Below are 16,718 nucleotides of genomic sequence, written 5' to 3'. Positions count from 1 at the left end.
CTCAACGGCCGTGGGAAGCCACAGGCTTGCGCCGGTGCGAGCGGCGCGCCGTTTTTCGTTCAGCGCCCACGCCACGCGAGCGCCGCCCTGACCCGAGCATCGTCGAAGCGATGCCGGCACACCTCGACGCCGTCGAGCAGCAGCACCGGCACGTCCTCGTCATAGCGCGCGACGAGCGCCGGATCCGCGTCGATGTCGACGTAGTCGACGCCTGCCGAGCATTCGGCCGCGACGGGCGCGAGCGCGTCGCGCATGTCGTCGCACAAATGGCACCAGCCGCGGCCGTACAGCGTGAAGCGCGCGGTGGAGCTCACTTCTGGCGCGGCCGGATCGGGATGAACTGCGTGTTGTCGCCGCGCCGCACGAGCACCGCGACCGCGCGCTGCGGATCGAGCTTCGACGTCACGTCGACGAACTGCTTCGCGCTCGTGATATCGACGTCGCCTACGCGCAGCACGATGTCGCCGCGCTGCAGGCCCGCGCGTGCGGCCGGGCCGTCGACCGCATCGATCTGCACGCCGTTGCGCAGCTTGAGCGTCTTCAACTGGTCGGGCAACAGGTCGCTGACCGTCAGGCCGAGTGCGTTGCTGCGCGGCTTCTGCTGCGGCGCCTGGCGGCTGTCGGTCTTCGCGGCCTTGTCAGTCGGGAATTCGGCGATTGTGATCGGCAGATCGCGCGACTGCCCCTTTCGCCATACCGTCACCGTCGCCTTCGCACCCGGCTTTGTGTCGCCGACCATCCGCGGCAGATCCGACGCCGTTTCGACCGGACGGCCGTTGAACTTCAGGATGATGTCGCCCGGCTGCAGGCCCGCGCGATCCGCGGGACCGCCCGGCTCGACGCTGCTCACCAGCGCGCCCTCCGCCTTCGGCAAGCCGATCGAGTCGGCGACCTCCTTCGTCACCTCGCCGATCGCGACCGCGATCCGGCCGCGCGTCACCTTGCCCGACGCCTTCAACTGGTCGGCGACGCGCATCGCCTCGTCGATCGGAATCGCGAACGAGATGCCCATGAAGCCGCCCGTGCGGCTGTAGATCTGCGAGTTGATGCCGATCACCTCGCCCTGCATGTTGATAAGCGGGCCGCCCGAATTGCCGGGGTTGACGGCGACGTCGGTCTGGATGAACGGCAGGTAATCACCGGTGTTGCGGCCCTTCGCGCTGACGATGCCGGCCGTCACCGTGTTGTCGAGGCCGAACGGCGAACCGATCGCGACGACCCATTCGCCGACGCGCACCTTGTTCGAATCGCCGATCGCGACGGTCGGCAGGTTCGACGCACTGATCTTCACGATCGCGACGTCCGTGCGCTCGTCGACACCGATCAGCTTCGCCTTGAACTCGCGCTTGTCGGTGAGCGTCACGTAGATCGTGTCCGCGTCGTCGACAACGTGCGCATTCGTCATCACGTAGCCGTCGGCCGACAGGATGAAGCCAGAGCCGACGCCTCGGTTCTGCTCCGTGTCGGGCGCATCGGGCGTGCTCGGCGCGTTCTTCTGCCCGCCGGGCGGCTGCGGCAGCGGGATGCCGAAGAAGCGGCGAAAGAATTCCGACATGTCACCGTTGTCGAGGCCGGGCGGCAGCGCGCCGCGCGTATCGGCCGGCACGTTCGCCGTGGTCCGGATGTTGACGACCGCCGGGCCGACTTTCTCGACGAGGTCCGCGAAATCGGGCAACCCCGCGCGCGGCGCGGGCGCGGCGCCCGTTGCGGCGGGCGCGGTCGTAGCATTCGGAGCCGCCGTCGCCGATTGCGCGGCAAACGGCGCAGAGGCCGCCACCGCTGCGGCGACGAGCCAGGTGCGCAGCGAGAGTTTCATCATGTCGGAAGCCGAAGGGTTACTTGGAAGCCTTGTATTCTATGGCAGATGCGAACTGCTGCAACGTCGCGGGCGGCGCCTCGCCAAGAACGGTGATCCAGAAATCGCCGCGGCGCTTGACGAGCACGTGCGTCGCGCCCGTGCTGCCCGCCCCTTCCTTGCGGCTGTTCTTTTCGGCGGGCTCGATGAAGACCGAAATCGTCGCGAGACCGTCGGTGAAGACGGCCTGATCGACGGGAATCGGCGGATCACTCGCGTCGCGCGCGGCCATCGGGCGGCGCACCTCGCGGATCTTTCGGAAGCCCGCGACGGTCGGCGCGATCTGCCAGCCCTGCGCCTCGATGTCGATCGGCGCGACGGGCGGCCGAACGACGGTCCAGCCGCCGAGATTGCGCATGCCGGCCGCGATCGCAGTCTTCTGGCTCGGCGCCGCGGCGCCGAGCTGCAATTGCGAAAATGCGATCTGCTCGAGCACGTGATCGTCGGCGTCGAGCGTCTGCGAACGCAGCAGAAGCCCCGTCTTCGCGTCGGTCCACAGCTTGTACGCGAAGCGGTACGCATCCTTCGGCACGAGCTCGACGACCTGCGCGTCGAGGCCCGCGACGCGGTCGCGGCCGAGCGACTTCGGCTCGTAGACCGACAGGACCTGCTCGCCGCTCGCGCCAAGCAGCGCGGGGAACGAATCCTTGTTCTGGCGGCGCTCGACGACGCAAAGCCGCCGCTCGGGCACGAACGTGTAGAGATCGTCGTTGTGGCGCAGCAGCGTGCGCGGCTTGCCGTCGAGGCTTTCGACCCGCTCGTATTCGCCGTCGCCCTTCGACGCAAGATGGACGATTCGCGACGATTGCACGTACGCGCCGCGCTGATAGACGAACGTCCCTTCGTAGTTCTGCTGCTGCGCGGCCTGCTGGATGCGATCGAGCCACTCGGCGGCGGAGCGCGGGGTGGCCACGGGGTCGTCGGGCTGCTGCGCGAAGGCGGCGGATTGGACGGACAACAGCGCTGCCGCGCACAGCAAAAGCGCCGGCAGCCGTCTCCATCCGAGGATGGCTTGATTCAACTGCAACGTCCGCATCGAGTTTATTGGCCTTGCGTGGTGACGGCTGTGCGAATGACCGGCATCGAACCCGTCACGACGGGCTGCTGCGCGAACTGTTGATGCGCTTCGAGATATTGATCGAGGCTCGCGTCGCGAATGATGTTTGCGTCCTGCAGCGCGGGCTGCGCGCTCGGCTGGGCGGCCGTCACGCGTTGCAGCGCGCCTTGCTGCGCGGGGCTCACCGACGCGACCTGGACGCCGCCCGGCGCGCCGACGCCCTGCATCTGCGGCACGACGATCCAAGTCAGTGTCGCCGCGGCGGCCGCGACCGCGAACGCGGGCACGGCTCGGCGGCGCAGCGCCAGCAGCCGGCGCGCGACAGGCGCGGCGGCGGGCGCGAGCAGATGCGGCTCGGCCGCGAGGCTCGCCGAGAGGCGGGCCATGAACGCGCCGCTCTCGGCGGGCTCGAACGCGAGTTCGTCGGATCGCAGCGCATCGCCGATCACGTGATAATGCGCCCACGTCGCGCGCTCGGCGTCGCCCAGCCCCGCGAGAATCTGTTTCAGCGAAAGGCCTTCAGGCGCTTCGCCGTCGACCAGAGCGGACACGCGCTCGCGTTGCGAGCACGCCTGCGACTGCGTAGAGACCGACCCCATGATGCTCCCCATCTTGCACACACCCCGTCGTGATACACGACTCCGTAACTAGACCCCAACCCGCTCCGACCCGCCGCGAGCGCTTACCAGCGCTTACCCTCCGGCGTATCGAGCAGCGGCCGCAATTTTGCCGCGATCGCCTCGCGGGCACGAAAGATTCGCGAGCGGACGGTGCCGATCGGGCATCCCATCATCTCCGCGATCTCCTCGTAGCTCAAACCTTCGATCTCGCGCAGCGTGATGGCCGTTCGCAGTTCCTCCGGCAGCAACGCCATCGCGGCGTTGACCGTTTGGGCGATCTGCTTGCTCATCAACATCGATTCCGGCGTGTTGATATCCCTTAGTTGGTCGGCGTCGGAGAAAGTTTCAGCCTCTTCGGCATCCGCGTCGGTGGACGTGGGCGCCCGGCGGCCCTGGGTCGCAAGGTAGTTCTTCGCCGTATTGACGGCAATCCGGTACAACCACGTGTAGAACGCCGACTCGCCGCGAAACTGCGGCAACGCGCGATACGCCTTGATGAACGCGTCCTGGGCCACGTCCTCGACCTCCGCGGGATCTCGCACGAGACGCGAGATCAGCCTGATGATCTTGCGGTGGTATTTGGCGACCAGGAGTTCGAACGCCGCCTTGTCGCCATTCTGTACGCGTTCGACCAGTACCTGATCGATTTCTTTTTCACTCACCTGACAAATCCGTAAACGAGGGAAGCAACGCGGAGCGTTATTGTAACGTTCCCGCTCGAGCCGCTCATGAGCGTTTGCGATCGGAAACGGTCATGCCGCCGCGAGCGTCCCGCGCGCGGCGCGCCGGCCCAGCGCACAGAGCGCGCGGAACACGGGCGCGTCGACCGCGTCCGCTAGGATCACGAGCGATGTCGCGCGCCGGCTGCGGCCTTGCACCGTCAGCACGACGAGCAGATCGCTCCATTGCGTGCAGCCGGCGATCTGGCCGTGCGCGAGCAGCCGCCCGTCGCGACCGAACGCGGCAAGCATGCCCGCACCGACGTCGATCCGCAGCGCCGCTGGCTGGCACCGTCCGCAAGCGGCCCGTGCACGCAGCGCGACGAGCGCGGCGACCAGCACGGCAAGCACCGCCGCCCCGCCACCGCCGACGACCGCCTCGGCGCCGGCGTGGACCGCCGCGCCGACGGCGGGCACGAACAGCGTGCACGCGACGCGCAGCCACACCGACGCGCGCAGCACGACGTGCTGCGCGCCTGCCGATGCGGCTTGGAACGGCTCCGTCAAGCGACCCCGCGTCAGACGCGCTTGAAGACCAGCGTGCCGTTAGTCCCGCCGAAGCCGAAGGAGTTCTTCAGCGCGACGTCGATCTTCATTTCGCGCGCTTCGTTCGCGCAATAGTCGAGATCGCACTCGGGGTCCTGGTTGAAGATGTTCATCGTCGGCGGCGACACCTGGTTATGGACGGCGAGCGCCGTGAACACCGATTCCAGCCCGCCCGAACCGCCGAGCAGGTGGCCCGTCATCGACTTGGTCGAGTTGACGACGATGCGCTTCGCGTGATCACCGAACGCACGCTTGATCGCGACGGTTTCGGCAACGTCGCCGAGCGGCGTTGACGTGCCGTGCGCGTTCAGATAGCTCACCTGCTCGGCGCCGATGCCGGCGTTGCGCAGCGCGGCCAGCATGCAGCGGCGGGCGCCGTCGCCGTCTTCGAGCGGTGCGGTCATGTGATGGGCGTCGCCGCTCATCCCGTAGCCCGCGACCTCGGCGTAAATCTTCGCGCCGCGCGCCTTCGCGTGCTCATACTCCTCGAGCACCATAACGCCTGCACCTTCGCCTAGCACGAAGCCGTCGCGGTCCTTGTCCCACGGGCGGCTCGCCGTCTCCGGATCGTCGTTGCGCTGTGACAGCGCCCGCGCGGCCGCGAAGCCGCCGATGCCGAGCGGCGACACGGTCGCTTCCGCACCGCCCGCGATCATCACGTCGGCGTCGCCGTACTCGATGAGGCGCGCCGCCTCGCCGATGCAGTGCAGACCGGTCGTGCACGCGGTGACGATCGCGAGATTCGGTCCCTTGATGCCGAACTTGATCGACAGGTGACCCGAGATCATGTTGATGATCGACGCCGGCACAAAGAACGGCGAGATCCGGCGCGGGCCGCGGTTGAGCAGCTCGGTCTGCGTGACTTCGATCATCGGCAGCCCGCCGATGCCCGAGCCGACGACGACGCCGACGCGCTCCGCGTTCTCGTCGGTGACCTCGAAGCCGCTGTCCTGCATTGCCTGCATGCCGGCCGCGATCCCGTAATGGATGAACGTATCCATGTGGCGCGCTTCCTTCGCCGGGATGTAGTCCTCGACGTTGAAGCCCTTCACCTCGCCTGCGAAGCGGGTCGAGAAGTTCGTCGCGTCGAACTTCGTGATATTGACGATGCCGGACTTGCCGGCCACGAGATTGGCCCAGCCGTCGGCAACATTATTGCCAACAGGCGAAATCAGCCCAAGGCCTGTAACAACAACACGACGGCGGCTCACGGTAACCTCTTTTCCATTGAATGACAAAAACAAAAGCCACAGCGGCCACAGGAACCACCCCTGCGAGCCCTGTGGCTGTTAGCTCGGCCGGCAAGGACGCCGACGCGATCGCGCATCCAGCGCAGCGTGTGCAAAAACTTGCAGGCGACGCGCGTGTTACGCCTTGACGTTCGCGCGAGCGTAGTCGATTGCTTGCTGAACGGTCGTGATCTTCTCGGCTTCTTCATCCGGGATTTCCATGCCGAACTCGTCTTCGAGCGCCATCACCAGCTCGACCGTGTCGAGCGAATCTGCGCCGAGGTCGTTCACGAACGACGCTTCGTTCTTGATTTCAGCTTCGGCGACGCCCAGTTGTTCGGCGACGATCTTCTTGACGCGTTGTTCGATGTTGTCCATTACCCCTCCGAGGGAAAGTTCAGATTTACAAGTGCGCGCATTTTAACAGGTTTGATGCTGCCCAAAATGCGCGCCGGCTTTGCGGCCAAACAAGCGCCCGATGCGCTGTTACGCATGCACGGCGCGGATGGTAAACGAATTCCGTTACGACATGTACATGCCGCCGTTCACGTGCAGCGTCGTACCCGTGATGTAGCCGGCCTGCGGCGACGCGAGGAACGCGACCGCGTGTGCAATGTCCTCCGGGCTGCCGAGGCGGCCGAGCGGGATCTGCGTCTTCAGCGCGGTCTGCTGCTCTTCCGGCAGCACCTTCGTCATGTCGGTGTCGATGAAGCCCGGCGCGACGCAGTTCACGGTGACGCCACGACTGCCGATCTCGCGCGCGAGCGCACGCGTCATCCCCGCCACGCCCGCCTTCGCCGCCGCGTAGTTGATCTGCCCCGGATTGCCCGCGGAGCCGACCACCGACGTGATGTTGACGATGCGTCCGCCGCGCGCCTTCATCATCGGGCGCAGCACCGCACGCGACAGACGGAACACCGCCTTCAGGTTCGTGTCGATCACGGCATCCCACTCGTCGTCCTTCATCCGCATCGCGAGCTGATCCTGCGTGATGCCGGCGTTGTTGACGAGCACGTTCAGCGCACCGAACTCCTTGAGCGTCGATTCGACGAGCGTGTCCACCGCCGACGCGTCGTTGACGTTCAGCACGGCGCCGCGGCCTTCGAGCCCGGCTTCCTTGAATGCGGCGGAGATGCCCTCGGCACCGGCTTCGGTCGTCGCGGTGCCGATCACCGTCGCGCCGCGACGTGCGAGCTCGAGCGCGATCGCGCGACCGATCCCGCGCGACGCGCCGGTGACGATCGCGACTTGTTTGTCGAGAGTCTTGTCCATGCAGTGGTTCCGTGTTTCAGGTGAATCGGCAAGCTTGCGCGCTTGACTTGAATTCAAGCGGCGACGAGCTTGAGCGCTTCGTCGAGCGACGCCGGATCGAACACCGACGCGCCGACCAGATTGGCGTCGATACGCTTCGTGAGGCCGGCCAGCACCTTGCCCGGACCGCACTCGATCACGTGCGTCACGCCCTGCCCGGCGATGTGCTGCACGCATTCGACCCAGCGCACGGGACCCGCCGCCTGGCGCACGAGCGCATCCTTGATCGCCGCGGGATCGGACGCCACCGCGACGTCGATATTGTTGACGACGGGAATCTGCGGCGCCTTCACGTCGACGTTCGCGAGGTATTCGCGCAGTTTGTCGGACGCGGGCTTCAGCAGCGACGAATGGAACGGCGCCGACACCTGCAGCGGCAGCGCGCGCTTCGCGCCCTTCGCCTTCGCGATCTCGCAGGCTTTCTCGATGCCCACCTTCGTCCCGGCGATCACGACCTGCGCGGGCGCATTGAAATTCACCGCTTCGACGACGCCGGCCGCCGACGCCTCGGCGCACACCGCGCGCACCGTGTCGTCGTCCAAACCGAGAATCGCCGCCATACCGCCCTCACCCACGGGCACGGCCGTCTGCATCGCCTGCGCGCGGAAGCGCACGAGCGGCAGCGCATCGCGGAACGCGATCGCGCCGGCGGCGACGAGCGCCGTGTATTCGCCGAGGCTGTGGCCGGCGACGATCGACGGCCGCTCGCCGCCTGCATGCTGCCACGCGCGGTAGCACGCATACGCGGCCGTCAGCATCACGGGTTGCGTATTCGTCGTCAGATTGAGTTCGTCAGCCGGGCCGTCGGCGATCAGCCTGCCGATGTCCTGACCCAGCGCGTCGGACGCTTCGTCGAGCGTCTCGCGCACGACGGCGACGTCGGCGAATGCATTGAGCATGCCGACCGATTGCGAGCCCTGGCCCGGAAAAACGAATGCAAATTTCATATCGTCCCCAATTGAATCGATTCGAGCGGCGCGCACGGACCGTGCGCGCCGATGGGATGCGGAGAAGAGCCGATCAGAAGCGGAAGACCGAGGCGCCCCACGTGAAGCCGCCACCGACGCCTTCGATCAGCACGTGCTGGCCGCGCCTGATGCGGCCGTCGCGCACCGCGACGTCGAGTGCGAGCGGGATCGACGCGGCGGACGTGTTGCCGTGCTCGTCGACGGTGACGATCATGCGCTCCTGCGGCAGGCCGAGCTTGCGGCACGTGCTTGTCATGATACGGATATTGGCCTGGTGCGGAATCAGCCAATCGACCTGTTCCGGCGCAAGATCGGCCTTCGACAGCGCTTCGACCGCGACCTTCTCGAGCACGTTCACGGCGAGCTTGAAGACGGCCTGGCCGTCCATGTGCAGGAACGCGCTGCCCGCGACGACGCCGCGGTTCACGTTGCCCGGCGTGCAGAGAATATTCGAGTAGCTGCCGTCCGCGTGCAGCGCGCTGCCGAGGATGCCCGGCGCTTCGGACGCCGACAGCACGACGGCGCCCGCGCCGTCGCCGAACAGCACGCAGGTCGTGCGGTCCTTGAAATCGAGGATGCGCGAGAACGTCTCCGCGCCGACGACGAGCGCCGTGCGGTGCTGGCCGGCCCGAATGAGCGTGTCGGCAATGGTGAGCGCGTACGCGAAGCCGGCGCACACCGCCTGCACGTCGAACGCGGCGCCGTTGTTCTTGATGCCGAGCTTGTTCTGCAGCAGGCAGGCCGTGCTCGGGAACACAAAATCGGGGGTCGACGTCGCGACGATGATGAGGTCGATCGACTGAGGATCGACGTCGGCCGCTTCGATCGCGCGCTGCGCCGCGACGAGCGCGAGATCGCTCGTCGTGACGTCGGGCGCGGCGAAGTGCCGCGCGTGAATGCCCGTACGCGCGACGATCCACTCGTCGCTCGTCTCGATGCCGTCCTTCGCGAGCCGGTCGGCAAGGTCTTGATTCGTGACGCGGTCGGGCGGCAGGTAGCTACCCGTGCCGAGCACGCGGGAATAGAGGGTCGATTGGGCCATTATGTCTTCGAGGAAAGCGCGGCGGAGGGCTCGGCTGGCTGGCCTGCGGACGGGCTCGCCTGCCCCGCCCCGTCCGCGTCGCGCCCGCTTTCGCCGAGCGGCGCGGCGTTCTCCGCCATCGCTCGCGAAAGGCGCTCCAGCACACCATTTTTGACGGCATCATACCCGCGTTTGATCGCCCACTCAAACGCGTACGCGTCCGCGGAGCCATGGCTCTTGATGACGAGGCTGCGCAGCCCGAGCAGCGCCGCGCCGTTGTACTGGCGATGATCGACGCGCTTCTTGAAGCGCAGCAGCACGGGCAGCGCGAGGAGCGCCATCAGCTTCGACAGCAGCGAGCGGCTGAACTCTTCCTTGATGATGTCCGCGAGCATCTGCGCGAGGCCCTCGGACGTCTTCAATGCAACGTTGCCAACGAAGCCATCGCAGACGATCACGTCGACGGTGCCCTTGTAGATGTCGTTGCCTTCGACGTTGCCGCGGAAATTCAACGTGCTCGCACGCAATAGCTCGCCCGCGCGCCTGATTGTTTCGTTCCCCTTGATGATCTCCTCGCCGATGTTGAGAAGACCGATCGTCGGCCGCTCCTTGCCCTCGAGCGCCGCGACGAGCGCGTGCCCCATTTCGGCGAACTGCAGCAGATGCTGCGGCTCGCAGTCGACGTTCGCGCCGAGGTCGAGCATCATCGTGTAGCCCGTCGGATTCGGCAGCGCGAACGCGATCGCGGGCCGCTCGATGCCGGGCAGCGTCTTCAGCACGTAGCGCGACACCGCCATCAGCGCGCCGGTGTTGCCGGCGGAGATGCACGCCTGCGCCTCGCCTTCCTTCACGTGATTGAGGGCGACGCGCATTGAAGAGTCCTTCTTCTTGCGCAGCGCCACTTCGACGGGGTCGTCCATCGCGACCACTTCGGTGGCCGGCACGACGGACAGCGCAGGCTCGTCGAGCGCCTTGCACTTCTTGAGCTGCGCACGGATCGCGCTTTCGATGCCGACGAGCATCAATTGCGCGTCGGGATGCGAGCGAACGAACTTGACTGCCGCGGGAACGGTCACGGACGGGCCGTGGTCGCCTCCCATGCAATCGATTGTGAGCTTTACAGTCATGGAATGCGACGAATTTCAGGCACAAAAAAGCGGCAGTTGAATGCCGCCTTTTTGTTGAGCCAGGAAAGTGTCAAGCGAACCGGTTGTCGCGCGCGAAGCCTGAATGACCATCAGACGCGCGCCACGGAGACGGAAACGCTTAGTCGTTCTTCGTCTTGACGACTTTCTTGCCGCGATAGTAGCCGTTCGGGCTGATGTGGTGACGCAGATGCACTTCACCCGTGCTCGGCTCGACGGCGAGCGGCGTGGTGGTCAGGAAATCGTGCGAACGGTGCATGCCGCGCTTCGACGGCGACTTCTTGTTTTGTTGAACTGCCATGACTAACTCCTAAAAATTTTCCGAATTCTAACACAGCCCGATCCGGCGCTTGCTACCCCGGCCCTGCGGCCTCACGCCTTCCCGCGCCCCAACCCAACTGCCTAGTGTTTGTTGCCGTCCCCGCCCTTTTTGAGCGCTTCGAGCGCCGCGAATGGATTCGGCCTGCCGCCTTCGCCCGCCGCTTCGTCGGACGTATCGTCCGTATCGGCCGCGGGACCGCTCGCGCCCGATACGAGGCTTTCGTGCACCGCCGGACAGACATCGTGCCTCGGCACGAGCGGCAGCGAAAGCAGCAACTCATCTTCGATCAAGCCCACGAGATCGAACTGGCGCGAACCGACAATCACGTCGACTTCATCTTCGTCGAGCGGGAATTCGTCCGCCTCTTCTTCGGTGGCGACGATCCGGTACACGACGTCGATATCGAACGACTGCTGGTACGGCGTCACGCAGCGCTGGCACTCGAGCCACGCGGCGCCATGCAGCGCGAGACGCAGATAAGGCTGCGCCCCCTCGGTGCCGTCGTCCTGCAGCTCGGGCTGCGTCGAGCCCTCCGCCTGCCAGGTAAATACCGTGTCGCGGTCTGGCGCGTCCTCCGGCACTTCGTTTAACATGCGCGGCAACTGCGAGAGCCGGACGGCACCCGCCGCCTGCCGAGCGCTGCGTGCAAATTCGAACAGATCGATCGCGTGTGGATCGAGCGAAACCGCGGGCTTGCTTGAGGACGGGTTCATGTGCGCTCCTGCCGTATCTGCCGTATCAACCCTCGGTACAACTCGTTCGTGCAGGCAGCCTGCGCAACCCCGCGTCCCGCGCGCCGATGCCTGACGCATCCGGCGCCGCCGTTGGCGCGTTGGGCGCTCGCAAAACCCCTGCCGATGAAAAGCGCAAGAGCATACCTGTTTTATCTTTTCGAGTCAAACACTTAAGACTTCGCCTGACACGACGCCGCGACGCGCCCGCGTGCCGCGCGGCAACGGCGATCCCTCCACCCCGGATCTTTCGAACCGACCGACACCCGACACCATCATGCAGGACAACCTTTCCAGTCCGCCGCGGCTGATTCTCGCCTCCAGCTCGCGCTACCGGCGCGAGCTCCTCGAACGCCTGCGCGTGCCGTTCGACGTCGTCACGCCCGCTGTCGACGAAACACCGTTGCCGGACGAAACGCCGTCCGCGACCGCACTGCGGCTCGCCGCCGCGAAGGCGCGCGCCGCCGCCGAACGCGCGAATTCGCCGCACGGCGCGCTCGTGATCGGCTCCGACCAGGTCGCGACCTTCGACGGGCTGCAGATCGGCAAGCCGGGCTCGCACGCGCGCGCGCTCGCGCAGTTGCAGGCGATGCGCGGCCGCGAAGTCGAATTCCACAGTGCGCTCTGCCTGTACGACAGCCGCTCCGGCGCGACGCAAGTCGAGGACATCGTGACGCGCGTGCGATTCCGCACGCTGACCGACGCCGAACTCGACGCCTATTTGCACGCGGAGACGCCGTACGACGTCGCGGGCAGCGCGAAATCGGAAGGGCTCGGCATCGCGCTCCTCGACGCGATCGATTCCGACGATCCGACCGCGCTCGTCGGCCTGCCGCTCATCGCGCTCACGCGGATGCTGCGCGCGGCCGGCTACCCGCTCTTCGGCGCGCCGGCGCCGGCTGCCACAGGAGCGGACGGACGATGACGGCAGGCACCCTCTATCTGATTCCGAACACGCTCGGCGAAGGCGACGCCGCGATGCTGGCGGCCGTACTGCCCGCCGCCGTGCAGGCGCGCGCCGCATCGCTCGGCTATTACATCGGCGAGAACGCGAAGACGACCCGCGCGTTCCTGAAGAAAGTCGGCGCCGAACGGCCGATCCAGGAAATCGAGATCCGCGAGCTGAACGTGAAGACACCCGCAGGCGAGATCGACAAGCTGCTCGCGCCGGTGCTCGCGGGCGCCGACGCGGGGCTCGTGTCGGAAGCCGGCTGCCCGGCCGTCGCCGATCCCGGCGCGCTTCTCGTGCGGCGTGCGCACGAGCGCGGCGTGAAGGTCGTGCCGCTCGTCGGGCCGAGCTCGATCCTGCTCGCGCTGATGGCGTCCGGCCTGAACGGCCAGAGCTTCGCGTTTCACGGCTACCTGCCCGTCGACGCCGCCGCGCGCGCGAAGCGCCTGCGCGAGCTCGAGCAGCAGTCGCGCAAGGCGAGGCAGACGCAGATATTCATCGAGACGCCATATCGCAATCACGCGATGCTCGATACGCTCGTCGCGACGTGCGCGCCGTCGACGCTCGTGTGCGTCGCGGCCGACCTGACGCTGCCGACCGAGACGATCGCGAGCCGGCCGGCCGGAGCATGGAAAAAAGCGCCTGTGCCCGATCTGCACAAGCGCCCGGCGATTTTCCTGCTGCTCGCGAATTGAGCGTGAGCGAGCCGCGCTGTCAGCGCAGCTTCAGCTCGCTGCCGGCGACGGCCGCCTTCAGCGCGGCGCTGCCGACCGCCGCGCCGAACCGGCGCGCGACGCGGTTGGTCAGGCTTTCCTTGACCGTGTAGTCGACGAGGTCGGGCGCCTTCAGCACGTCGCGCGCGACGGTGTCGGTCGTCCCGTAATCGTCGGCGAGGCCGAGCTCGATGCTCTTCGCGCCCGTCCAGAAGAGCCCCGAGAAGATGTCCGGCGAGTCGTGCAGCCGTGCGCCGCGGCCGTCCTTCACCGCCTTGATGAACTGCGCGTGGATCTCGTCGAGCATCTCCTGCGCGTGCGCGTCCATCTTCGGCGTCTCCGGCGAGAACGGATCGAAGAAGCCCTTGTTCTCGCCCGACGTGTGCAGGCGCCGATCGACGCCGAGCTTGCCCATCAGCCCGGTGAAGCCGAAGCCGTCCATCAGCACGCCGATCGAGCCGACGATGCTCGCCTTGTCGACGTAGATCTTGTCCGCCGCCGACGCGATGTAGTAGCCGCCCGACGCGCACATGTCGGTGACGACGACGTAGAGCGGCTTCGCCGGATATTTCTTGCGCAGCCGACGGATCTCGTCGTAGACGATGCCCGCCTGCACCGGGCTGCCGCCCGGGCTGTTGATACGCAGCACGACGCCTGCCGTGCCTGAATCCTCGAACGCGCTGTCGAGCGCGGAATTGATGTCCTCGGCATTCGCGTTGGTGCTCGCGGCGATCTCGCCGTCGATCGTCACGACCGCCGTGTGGCGGCCGCTCGCGAGCTTGCCGCCGTCGCCGGACAAGCTGAAAAATGCAAAGACGAGCGCGGCGAGCACGAACAGAAACGCGAATCGGAAGAAGATCTTCCAGCGCCGCGCCGCGCGCTGCTCCTTGATCGCCGCGAGCGCGATGCGCTCGAGCGCGGCGCGCTCCCAGTTCGGTTCACGGGCGGCGGCGCGCGCCGCGGATTGGGATGACGAATCGGGAGGGTTGATTTGATCGGACATGCGTGAAAATCAGTGGTCAGAGAAGGCCGGGCGCAGTTCGCCGTCGGGCAGCCAAAACACCGCGCGGCCGTCGGGCGTGTCCCGCTCGTCGACCTGAACGGCGCGCAGCCGCGCACCGCGGCACGGGCCGCCGACGCATTTGCCGGTGTCCGGCGTATAAATCGCGCCGTGCGTCGCGCACATCAAGTATAAACCCGACGATTCGAAGAACTGTCCCTCTGCCCAGTCTAGTTCCATCGGCACGTGCGCGCAGCGGTTCAGGTAACCGTACGCGCGCCCCTCGTAGCGAACGAAGAACACGACGACGGGCTCGCCGCGCAGCGTCGCGTCGAGCCGCACGCCCGCGCCGCCGTCGACGAGCGCGTCGGCCGCGCACACGAAGCGGGCGTCGTCGCCGCCTGTCATGCGTGCTCCCGCAGCCAGCCGGCAAGCGACGCGACGTCCGGCGCGACGAAACGCGGCGACAGCGCCGCGAGCGCATCGGCCGGATGCGCGCCGTACGCGACGCCGACGCCCGCCGCGCCCGCGCTCGCGGCCATCTGCAGGTCGTGCGTCGTATCGCCGATCATCACGGTGCGCGCCAGATCCTGCCCTAATTCGCGCGACAACTCCTGCAGCATCGCCGGGTGCGGCTTCGAAAAGGTCTCGTCCGCGCAGCGCGTGCCGTCGAAAAGGCTCGTCAGCTTCGCCTGGTCGAGCGCGCGGTTCAGGCCGACGCGCCCCTTCCCCGTCGCGACGGCGAGCAGATAACCGGTGTCGCGCAGCTCGTCGAGCATCTCGCGCACGCCGGCGAAAAGCTCGATCCGCTGATCCTTGACGAGATAGTGGAAGCGGTAGCGCTCGGCGAGCCGCGGATAATCGACGGGGTCGAGGCTCGGCGCGGTGACGGCGAGCGCGTCGCGCAGGCCGAGCCCGATCACGTAGCGGGCAGCCTCGTCGGACGGCGCAGGCAAGCCGAGATCGCGGCACGCGGCCTGGATGGACTGCGCGATGTGCGCGGTCGAATCCATCAGTGTGCCGTCCCAGTCGAAGACGATCAGATCAAATTGCTGTCGGGCCATGCGTGTCACGCGGAATCGCGCAAGTCGGTGAGTTGATCGAGAAAGTGCCGGCACTCGGCGGGCAGCGGCGCGTCGAACTGCAGCGGCTCGCCCGTCAGCGGATGCGCGAGGCGCAGCCGGTGCGCATGCAGGAACATCCGCTTGAGCGACGGCACCGCGTTCGCGCGGGCGAGCGCCTTGTTCAGCGCGAAATCGCCGTATTTCGCGTCGCCGACGATCGGCAGGCCGAGATGAGCGAGGTGCACGCGAATCTGATGGGTCCGCCCCGTTTTGAGTTCCGCTTCGACGAGCGCGTAGCCCGGCCAGCAGTTGACGAGATTGAACACCGTATGCGACGGCAGTCCGTCTTCCTGAACCCGCACGCGCCGCTCGCCGTCGGGCGTCGAGTACTTGAACAGAGGCACCTTCACCGCGCGGCGGCGGCCCCAGTCGGGCGCCCACTCGCCGTGCACGCACGCGAAGTAGCGCTTGTCCATCCGGTTTTCGCGGATCTGCTCGTGCAGTCCGACGAGCGCCGAACGCTTCTTCGCGAGCATCAGGATGCCCGACGTCTCGCGGTCGAGCCGGTGCACGAGTTCCAGGAATTTCGCGTGCGGCCGCGCATGACGCATCTGCTCGATCACGCCGAACGCGACCCCGCTGCCGCCGTGCACGGCGACGCCCGCCGGCTTGTTGAGCGCGATGATCGCGTCGTCCTCGAACAGGATCTCGAATTCCGCGGCGGGCACGGGCCCAGGCCCGGCCGCGCGCGCGAGGTCGGCCGCCGCGACGCGCACGGGCGGCACGCGCACGACGTCGCCGTGCGCAAGCCGGTATTGCGCGTCGACCCGGCCCTTGTTCACGCGGACTTCGCCGCTGCGGAGGATCCGGTAAATATGACTCTTCGGCACGCCTTTGCAGACACGCAAGAGGAAGTTGTCGATGCGCTGACCGGCGGCGCCGTCGTCGATCTCGATGAGCGAAACCTGACCGCTTGCGACCGAATTATGGGATTTTTTGCCTAACTCATTCATACTGAATATAATTTTGCGCAGCCTTCCGTAGCGAAGCGGCCTGATCGGCCGGTTTTCGGGCGGACTGCGCGAGGCGCAAGCGCAAACTGTTATTTTACTTGCGCCCGGGGCGCGCTGCTCGTCCTCATGAATGAAAGCAGCAAGTTGCACGCACGGCACCCCGCTCAGGCAGGGATCGCGCCCACAGGCGGATTCGGTCCGAGCCGTGCCGCGGTAACGGAATGTTGGACAAAAAGAATTTGTAGGAAGCTGCGGCGCGGCGCGATGTAAGCCCAACGCAGCTCCCTGTTGCGAATAGAACGGCGTGCGCCCGATGTGGTTCCGCCATAGCGCGGAACTTGGCGACGTCAAAACCAAGGAAGGACACCCCAGGCGGGAAAGTCGGGCTGGATTCGATACTCCCCGCTGCGGCCGAGCCGCAGTACATGCCGTCATCCGGCGCCGCGCGCACTTTG

At 66.8% G+C, this 16,718-nt stretch carries 20 protein-coding genes; 2 read left to right on the top strand and 18 right to left on the bottom strand.

Annotated features, from left to right (window positions below; all coding sequences use genetic code 11):
* Window positions 1–59 precede the first annotated feature (59 nt).
* The 14 genes from WS70_RS06025 to WS70_RS05960 all read right to left on the bottom strand — a co-directional run bounded on the left by WS70_RS06025 (window position 60) and on the right by WS70_RS05960 (window position 11,506).
* Window positions 60–314: a glutaredoxin family protein gene (locus tag WS70_RS06025; protein WP_082715849.1), complete on the bottom strand. Its 255-nt coding sequence runs from the start codon at window positions 312–314 to the stop codon at window positions 60–62.
* Window positions 311–1,819 carry a DegQ family serine endoprotease gene (locus WS70_RS06020; protein WP_059468913.1) on the bottom strand — a complete coding sequence of 503 codons (1,509 nt, stop codon included), beginning with the start codon at window positions 1,817–1,819 and terminating at the stop codon, window positions 311–313. Before WS70_RS06020 ends, WS70_RS06025 begins: the two co-directional genes overlap by 4 nt.
* A 16-nt stretch (window positions 1,820–1,835) precedes the next feature.
* On the bottom strand, window positions 1,836–2,891 hold the full coding sequence (locus WS70_RS06015) for a MucB/RseB C-terminal domain-containing protein (RefSeq protein ID WP_059468912.1): 1,056 nt from the start codon (window positions 2,889–2,891) through the stop codon (window positions 1,836–1,838).
* A 5-nt stretch (window positions 2,892–2,896) separates the two neighbouring features.
* The gene (locus tag WS70_RS06010; RefSeq protein WP_059468911.1) at window positions 2,897–3,511 is read right to left on the bottom strand and encodes a sigma-E factor negative regulatory protein; all 615 of its coding nucleotides are present in this window, start codon (window positions 3,509–3,511) and stop codon (window positions 2,897–2,899) included.
* An 83-nt stretch (window positions 3,512–3,594) separates the two neighbouring features.
* On the bottom strand, window positions 3,595–4,194 hold the full coding sequence (gene rpoE, locus WS70_RS06005) for an RNA polymerase sigma factor RpoE (RefSeq protein ID WP_059468910.1): 600 nt from the start codon (window positions 4,192–4,194) through the stop codon (window positions 3,595–3,597).
* Window positions 4,195–4,284: 90 nt separating this feature from the next.
* The gene (locus tag WS70_RS06000) at window positions 4,285–4,758 is read right to left on the bottom strand and encodes a hypothetical protein (RefSeq protein WP_059597260.1); all 474 of its coding nucleotides are present in this window, start codon (window positions 4,756–4,758) and stop codon (window positions 4,285–4,287) included.
* A gap of 11 nt (window positions 4,759–4,769) precedes the next feature.
* Window positions 4,770–6,008, bottom strand: a complete 1,239-nt coding sequence (fabF, locus tag WS70_RS05995; protein WP_059597261.1) for a beta-ketoacyl-ACP synthase II — start codon at window positions 6,006–6,008, stop codon at window positions 4,770–4,772.
* 156 nt (window positions 6,009–6,164) lie between these two features.
* Complete coding sequence (acpP, locus tag WS70_RS05990; RefSeq protein WP_004197638.1) at window positions 6,165–6,404, bottom strand: acyl carrier protein; 240 nt, start codon at window positions 6,402–6,404, stop codon at window positions 6,165–6,167.
* Between the two features lie 144 nt (window positions 6,405–6,548).
* Window positions 6,549–7,298, bottom strand: coding sequence for a 3-oxoacyl-ACP reductase FabG (gene fabG, locus WS70_RS05985; protein WP_059468907.1), 750 nt, complete (start codon window positions 7,296–7,298; stop codon window positions 6,549–6,551).
* Window positions 7,299–7,351: 53 nt separating this feature from the next.
* Window positions 7,352–8,284 (bottom strand): ACP S-malonyltransferase, encoded by a 933-nt coding sequence (fabD, locus tag WS70_RS05980; RefSeq protein ID WP_059468906.1) that lies wholly within the window; start codon window positions 8,282–8,284, stop codon window positions 7,352–7,354.
* A 73-nt stretch (window positions 8,285–8,357) separates the two neighbouring features.
* The gene (locus WS70_RS05975; protein WP_059468905.1) at window positions 8,358–9,347 is read right to left on the bottom strand and encodes a beta-ketoacyl-ACP synthase III; all 990 of its coding nucleotides are present in this window, start codon (window positions 9,345–9,347) and stop codon (window positions 8,358–8,360) included.
* Window positions 9,347–10,453: a phosphate acyltransferase PlsX gene (gene plsX / locus WS70_RS05970; protein WP_059468904.1), complete on the bottom strand. Its 1,107-nt coding sequence runs from the start codon at window positions 10,451–10,453 to the stop codon at window positions 9,347–9,349. Before plsX ends, WS70_RS05975 begins: the two co-directional genes overlap by 1 nt.
* Window positions 10,454–10,592: 139 nt before the next feature.
* The gene (gene rpmF / locus WS70_RS05965) at window positions 10,593–10,772 is read right to left on the bottom strand and encodes a 50S ribosomal protein L32 (RefSeq protein WP_012735017.1); all 180 of its coding nucleotides are present in this window, start codon (window positions 10,770–10,772) and stop codon (window positions 10,593–10,595) included.
* A 101-nt stretch (window positions 10,773–10,873) separates the two neighbouring features.
* Window positions 10,874–11,506, bottom strand: coding sequence for a DUF177 domain-containing protein (locus tag WS70_RS05960; protein ID WP_059597262.1), 633 nt, complete (start codon window positions 11,504–11,506; stop codon window positions 10,874–10,876).
* 295 nt (window positions 11,507–11,801) lie between these two features.
* Here WS70_RS05960 and WS70_RS05955 point away from each other — a divergent pair, with 295 nt between their 5' ends.
* Together WS70_RS05955 and WS70_RS05950 are read left to right on the top strand one after the other, a co-directional pair.
* Window positions 11,802–12,449, top strand: coding sequence for a Maf-like protein (locus tag WS70_RS05955; RefSeq protein ID WP_059468902.1), 648 nt, complete (start codon window positions 11,802–11,804; stop codon window positions 12,447–12,449).
* Complete coding sequence (locus WS70_RS05950; RefSeq protein WP_059468901.1) at window positions 12,446–13,168, top strand: SAM-dependent methyltransferase; 723 nt, start codon at window positions 12,446–12,448, stop codon at window positions 13,166–13,168. Before WS70_RS05955 ends, WS70_RS05950 begins: the two co-directional genes overlap by 4 nt.
* Before the next feature lie 19 nt (window positions 13,169–13,187).
* Here WS70_RS05950 and WS70_RS05945 read toward each other — a convergent pair whose 3' ends face one another.
* Genes WS70_RS05945 through WS70_RS05930 form a run of 4 tightly spaced genes read right to left on the bottom strand, consistent with a single transcriptional unit; the run spans window position 13,188 to window position 16,263 of the window.
* Entirely contained in the window at window positions 13,188–14,189 is a 1,002-nt protein-coding gene (locus WS70_RS05945) for a S49 family peptidase (RefSeq protein ID WP_059468900.1), read from the bottom strand.
* Window positions 14,190–14,198: 9 nt separating this feature from the next.
* Complete coding sequence (locus WS70_RS05940) at window positions 14,199–14,594, bottom strand: Rieske (2Fe-2S) protein (protein ID WP_059468899.1); 396 nt, start codon at window positions 14,592–14,594, stop codon at window positions 14,199–14,201.
* Entirely contained in the window at window positions 14,591–15,250 is a 660-nt protein-coding gene (locus WS70_RS05935) for an HAD-IA family hydrolase (protein ID WP_059468898.1), read from the bottom strand. Before WS70_RS05935 ends, WS70_RS05940 begins: the two co-directional genes overlap by 4 nt.
* 5 nt (window positions 15,251–15,255) lie before the next feature.
* Entirely contained in the window at window positions 15,256–16,263 is a 1,008-nt protein-coding gene (locus WS70_RS05930) for an RluA family pseudouridine synthase (protein ID WP_059468897.1), read from the bottom strand.
* Between the last annotated feature and the right edge of the window lie 455 nt (window positions 16,264–16,718).

Origin of the sequence: Burkholderia mayonis, assembly GCF_001523745.2 — a bacterium.
In the GTDB taxonomy this organism is placed as follows: domain Bacteria; phylum Pseudomonadota; class Gammaproteobacteria; order Burkholderiales; family Burkholderiaceae; genus Burkholderia; species Burkholderia mayonis.
Note: the sequence above shows the minus strand (reverse complement) of the source record. Positions and strands in the feature narration are given on the sequence as shown.

Bases quoted from the DNA above. Each gene is read 5' to 3' on its own strand.
- WS70_RS06020 (WP_059468913.1), bottom strand. From the start codon at position 1,819: ATGATGAAACTCTCGCTGCGCACCTGGCTCGTCGCCGCAGCGGTGGCG.
- WS70_RS06015 (WP_059468912.1), bottom strand. From the start codon at position 2,891: ATGCGGACGTTGCAGTTGAATCAAGCCATCCTCGGATGGAGACGGCTG.
- WS70_RS06010 (WP_059468911.1), bottom strand. From the start codon at position 3,511: ATGGGGTCGGTCTCTACGCAGTCGCAGGCGTGCTCGCAACGCGAGCGC.
- acpP (WP_004197638.1), bottom strand. From the start codon at position 6,404: ATGGACAACATCGAACAACGCGTCAAGAAGATCGTCGCCGAACAACTG.
- fabG (WP_059468907.1), bottom strand. From the start codon at position 7,298: ATGGACAAGACTCTCGACAAACAAGTCGCGATCGTCACCGGCGCGTCG.
- fabD (WP_059468906.1), bottom strand. From the start codon at position 8,284: ATGAAATTTGCATTCGTTTTTCCGGGCCAGGGCTCGCAATCGGTCGGC.
- WS70_RS05975 (WP_059468905.1), bottom strand. From the start codon at position 9,347: ATGGCCCAATCGACCCTCTATTCCCGCGTGCTCGGCACGGGTAGCTAC.
- plsX (WP_059468904.1), bottom strand. From the start codon at position 10,453: ATGACTGTAAAGCTCACAATCGATTGCATGGGAGGCGACCACGGCCCG.
- rpmF (WP_012735017.1), bottom strand. From the start codon at position 10,772: ATGGCAGTTCAACAAAACAAGAAGTCGCCGTCGAAGCGCGGCATGCAC.
- WS70_RS05960 (WP_059597262.1), bottom strand. From the start codon at position 11,506: ATGAACCCGTCCTCAAGCAAGCCCGCGGTTTCGCTCGATCCACACGCG.
- WS70_RS05955 (WP_059468902.1), top strand. From the start codon at position 11,802: ATGCAGGACAACCTTTCCAGTCCGCCGCGGCTGATTCTCGCCTCCAGC.
- WS70_RS05950 (WP_059468901.1), top strand. From the start codon at position 12,446: ATGACGGCAGGCACCCTCTATCTGATTCCGAACACGCTCGGCGAAGGC.
- WS70_RS05945 (WP_059468900.1), bottom strand. From the start codon at position 14,189: ATGTCCGATCAAATCAACCCTCCCGATTCGTCATCCCAATCCGCGGCG.
- WS70_RS05940 (WP_059468899.1), bottom strand. From the start codon at position 14,594: ATGACAGGCGGCGACGACGCCCGCTTCGTGTGCGCGGCCGACGCGCTC.
- WS70_RS05935 (WP_059468898.1), bottom strand. From the start codon at position 15,250: ATGGCCCGACAGCAATTTGATCTGATCGTCTTCGACTGGGACGGCACA.
- WS70_RS05930 (WP_059468897.1), bottom strand. From the start codon at position 16,263: ATGAATGAGTTAGGCAAAAAATCCCATAATTCGGTCGCAAGCGGTCAG.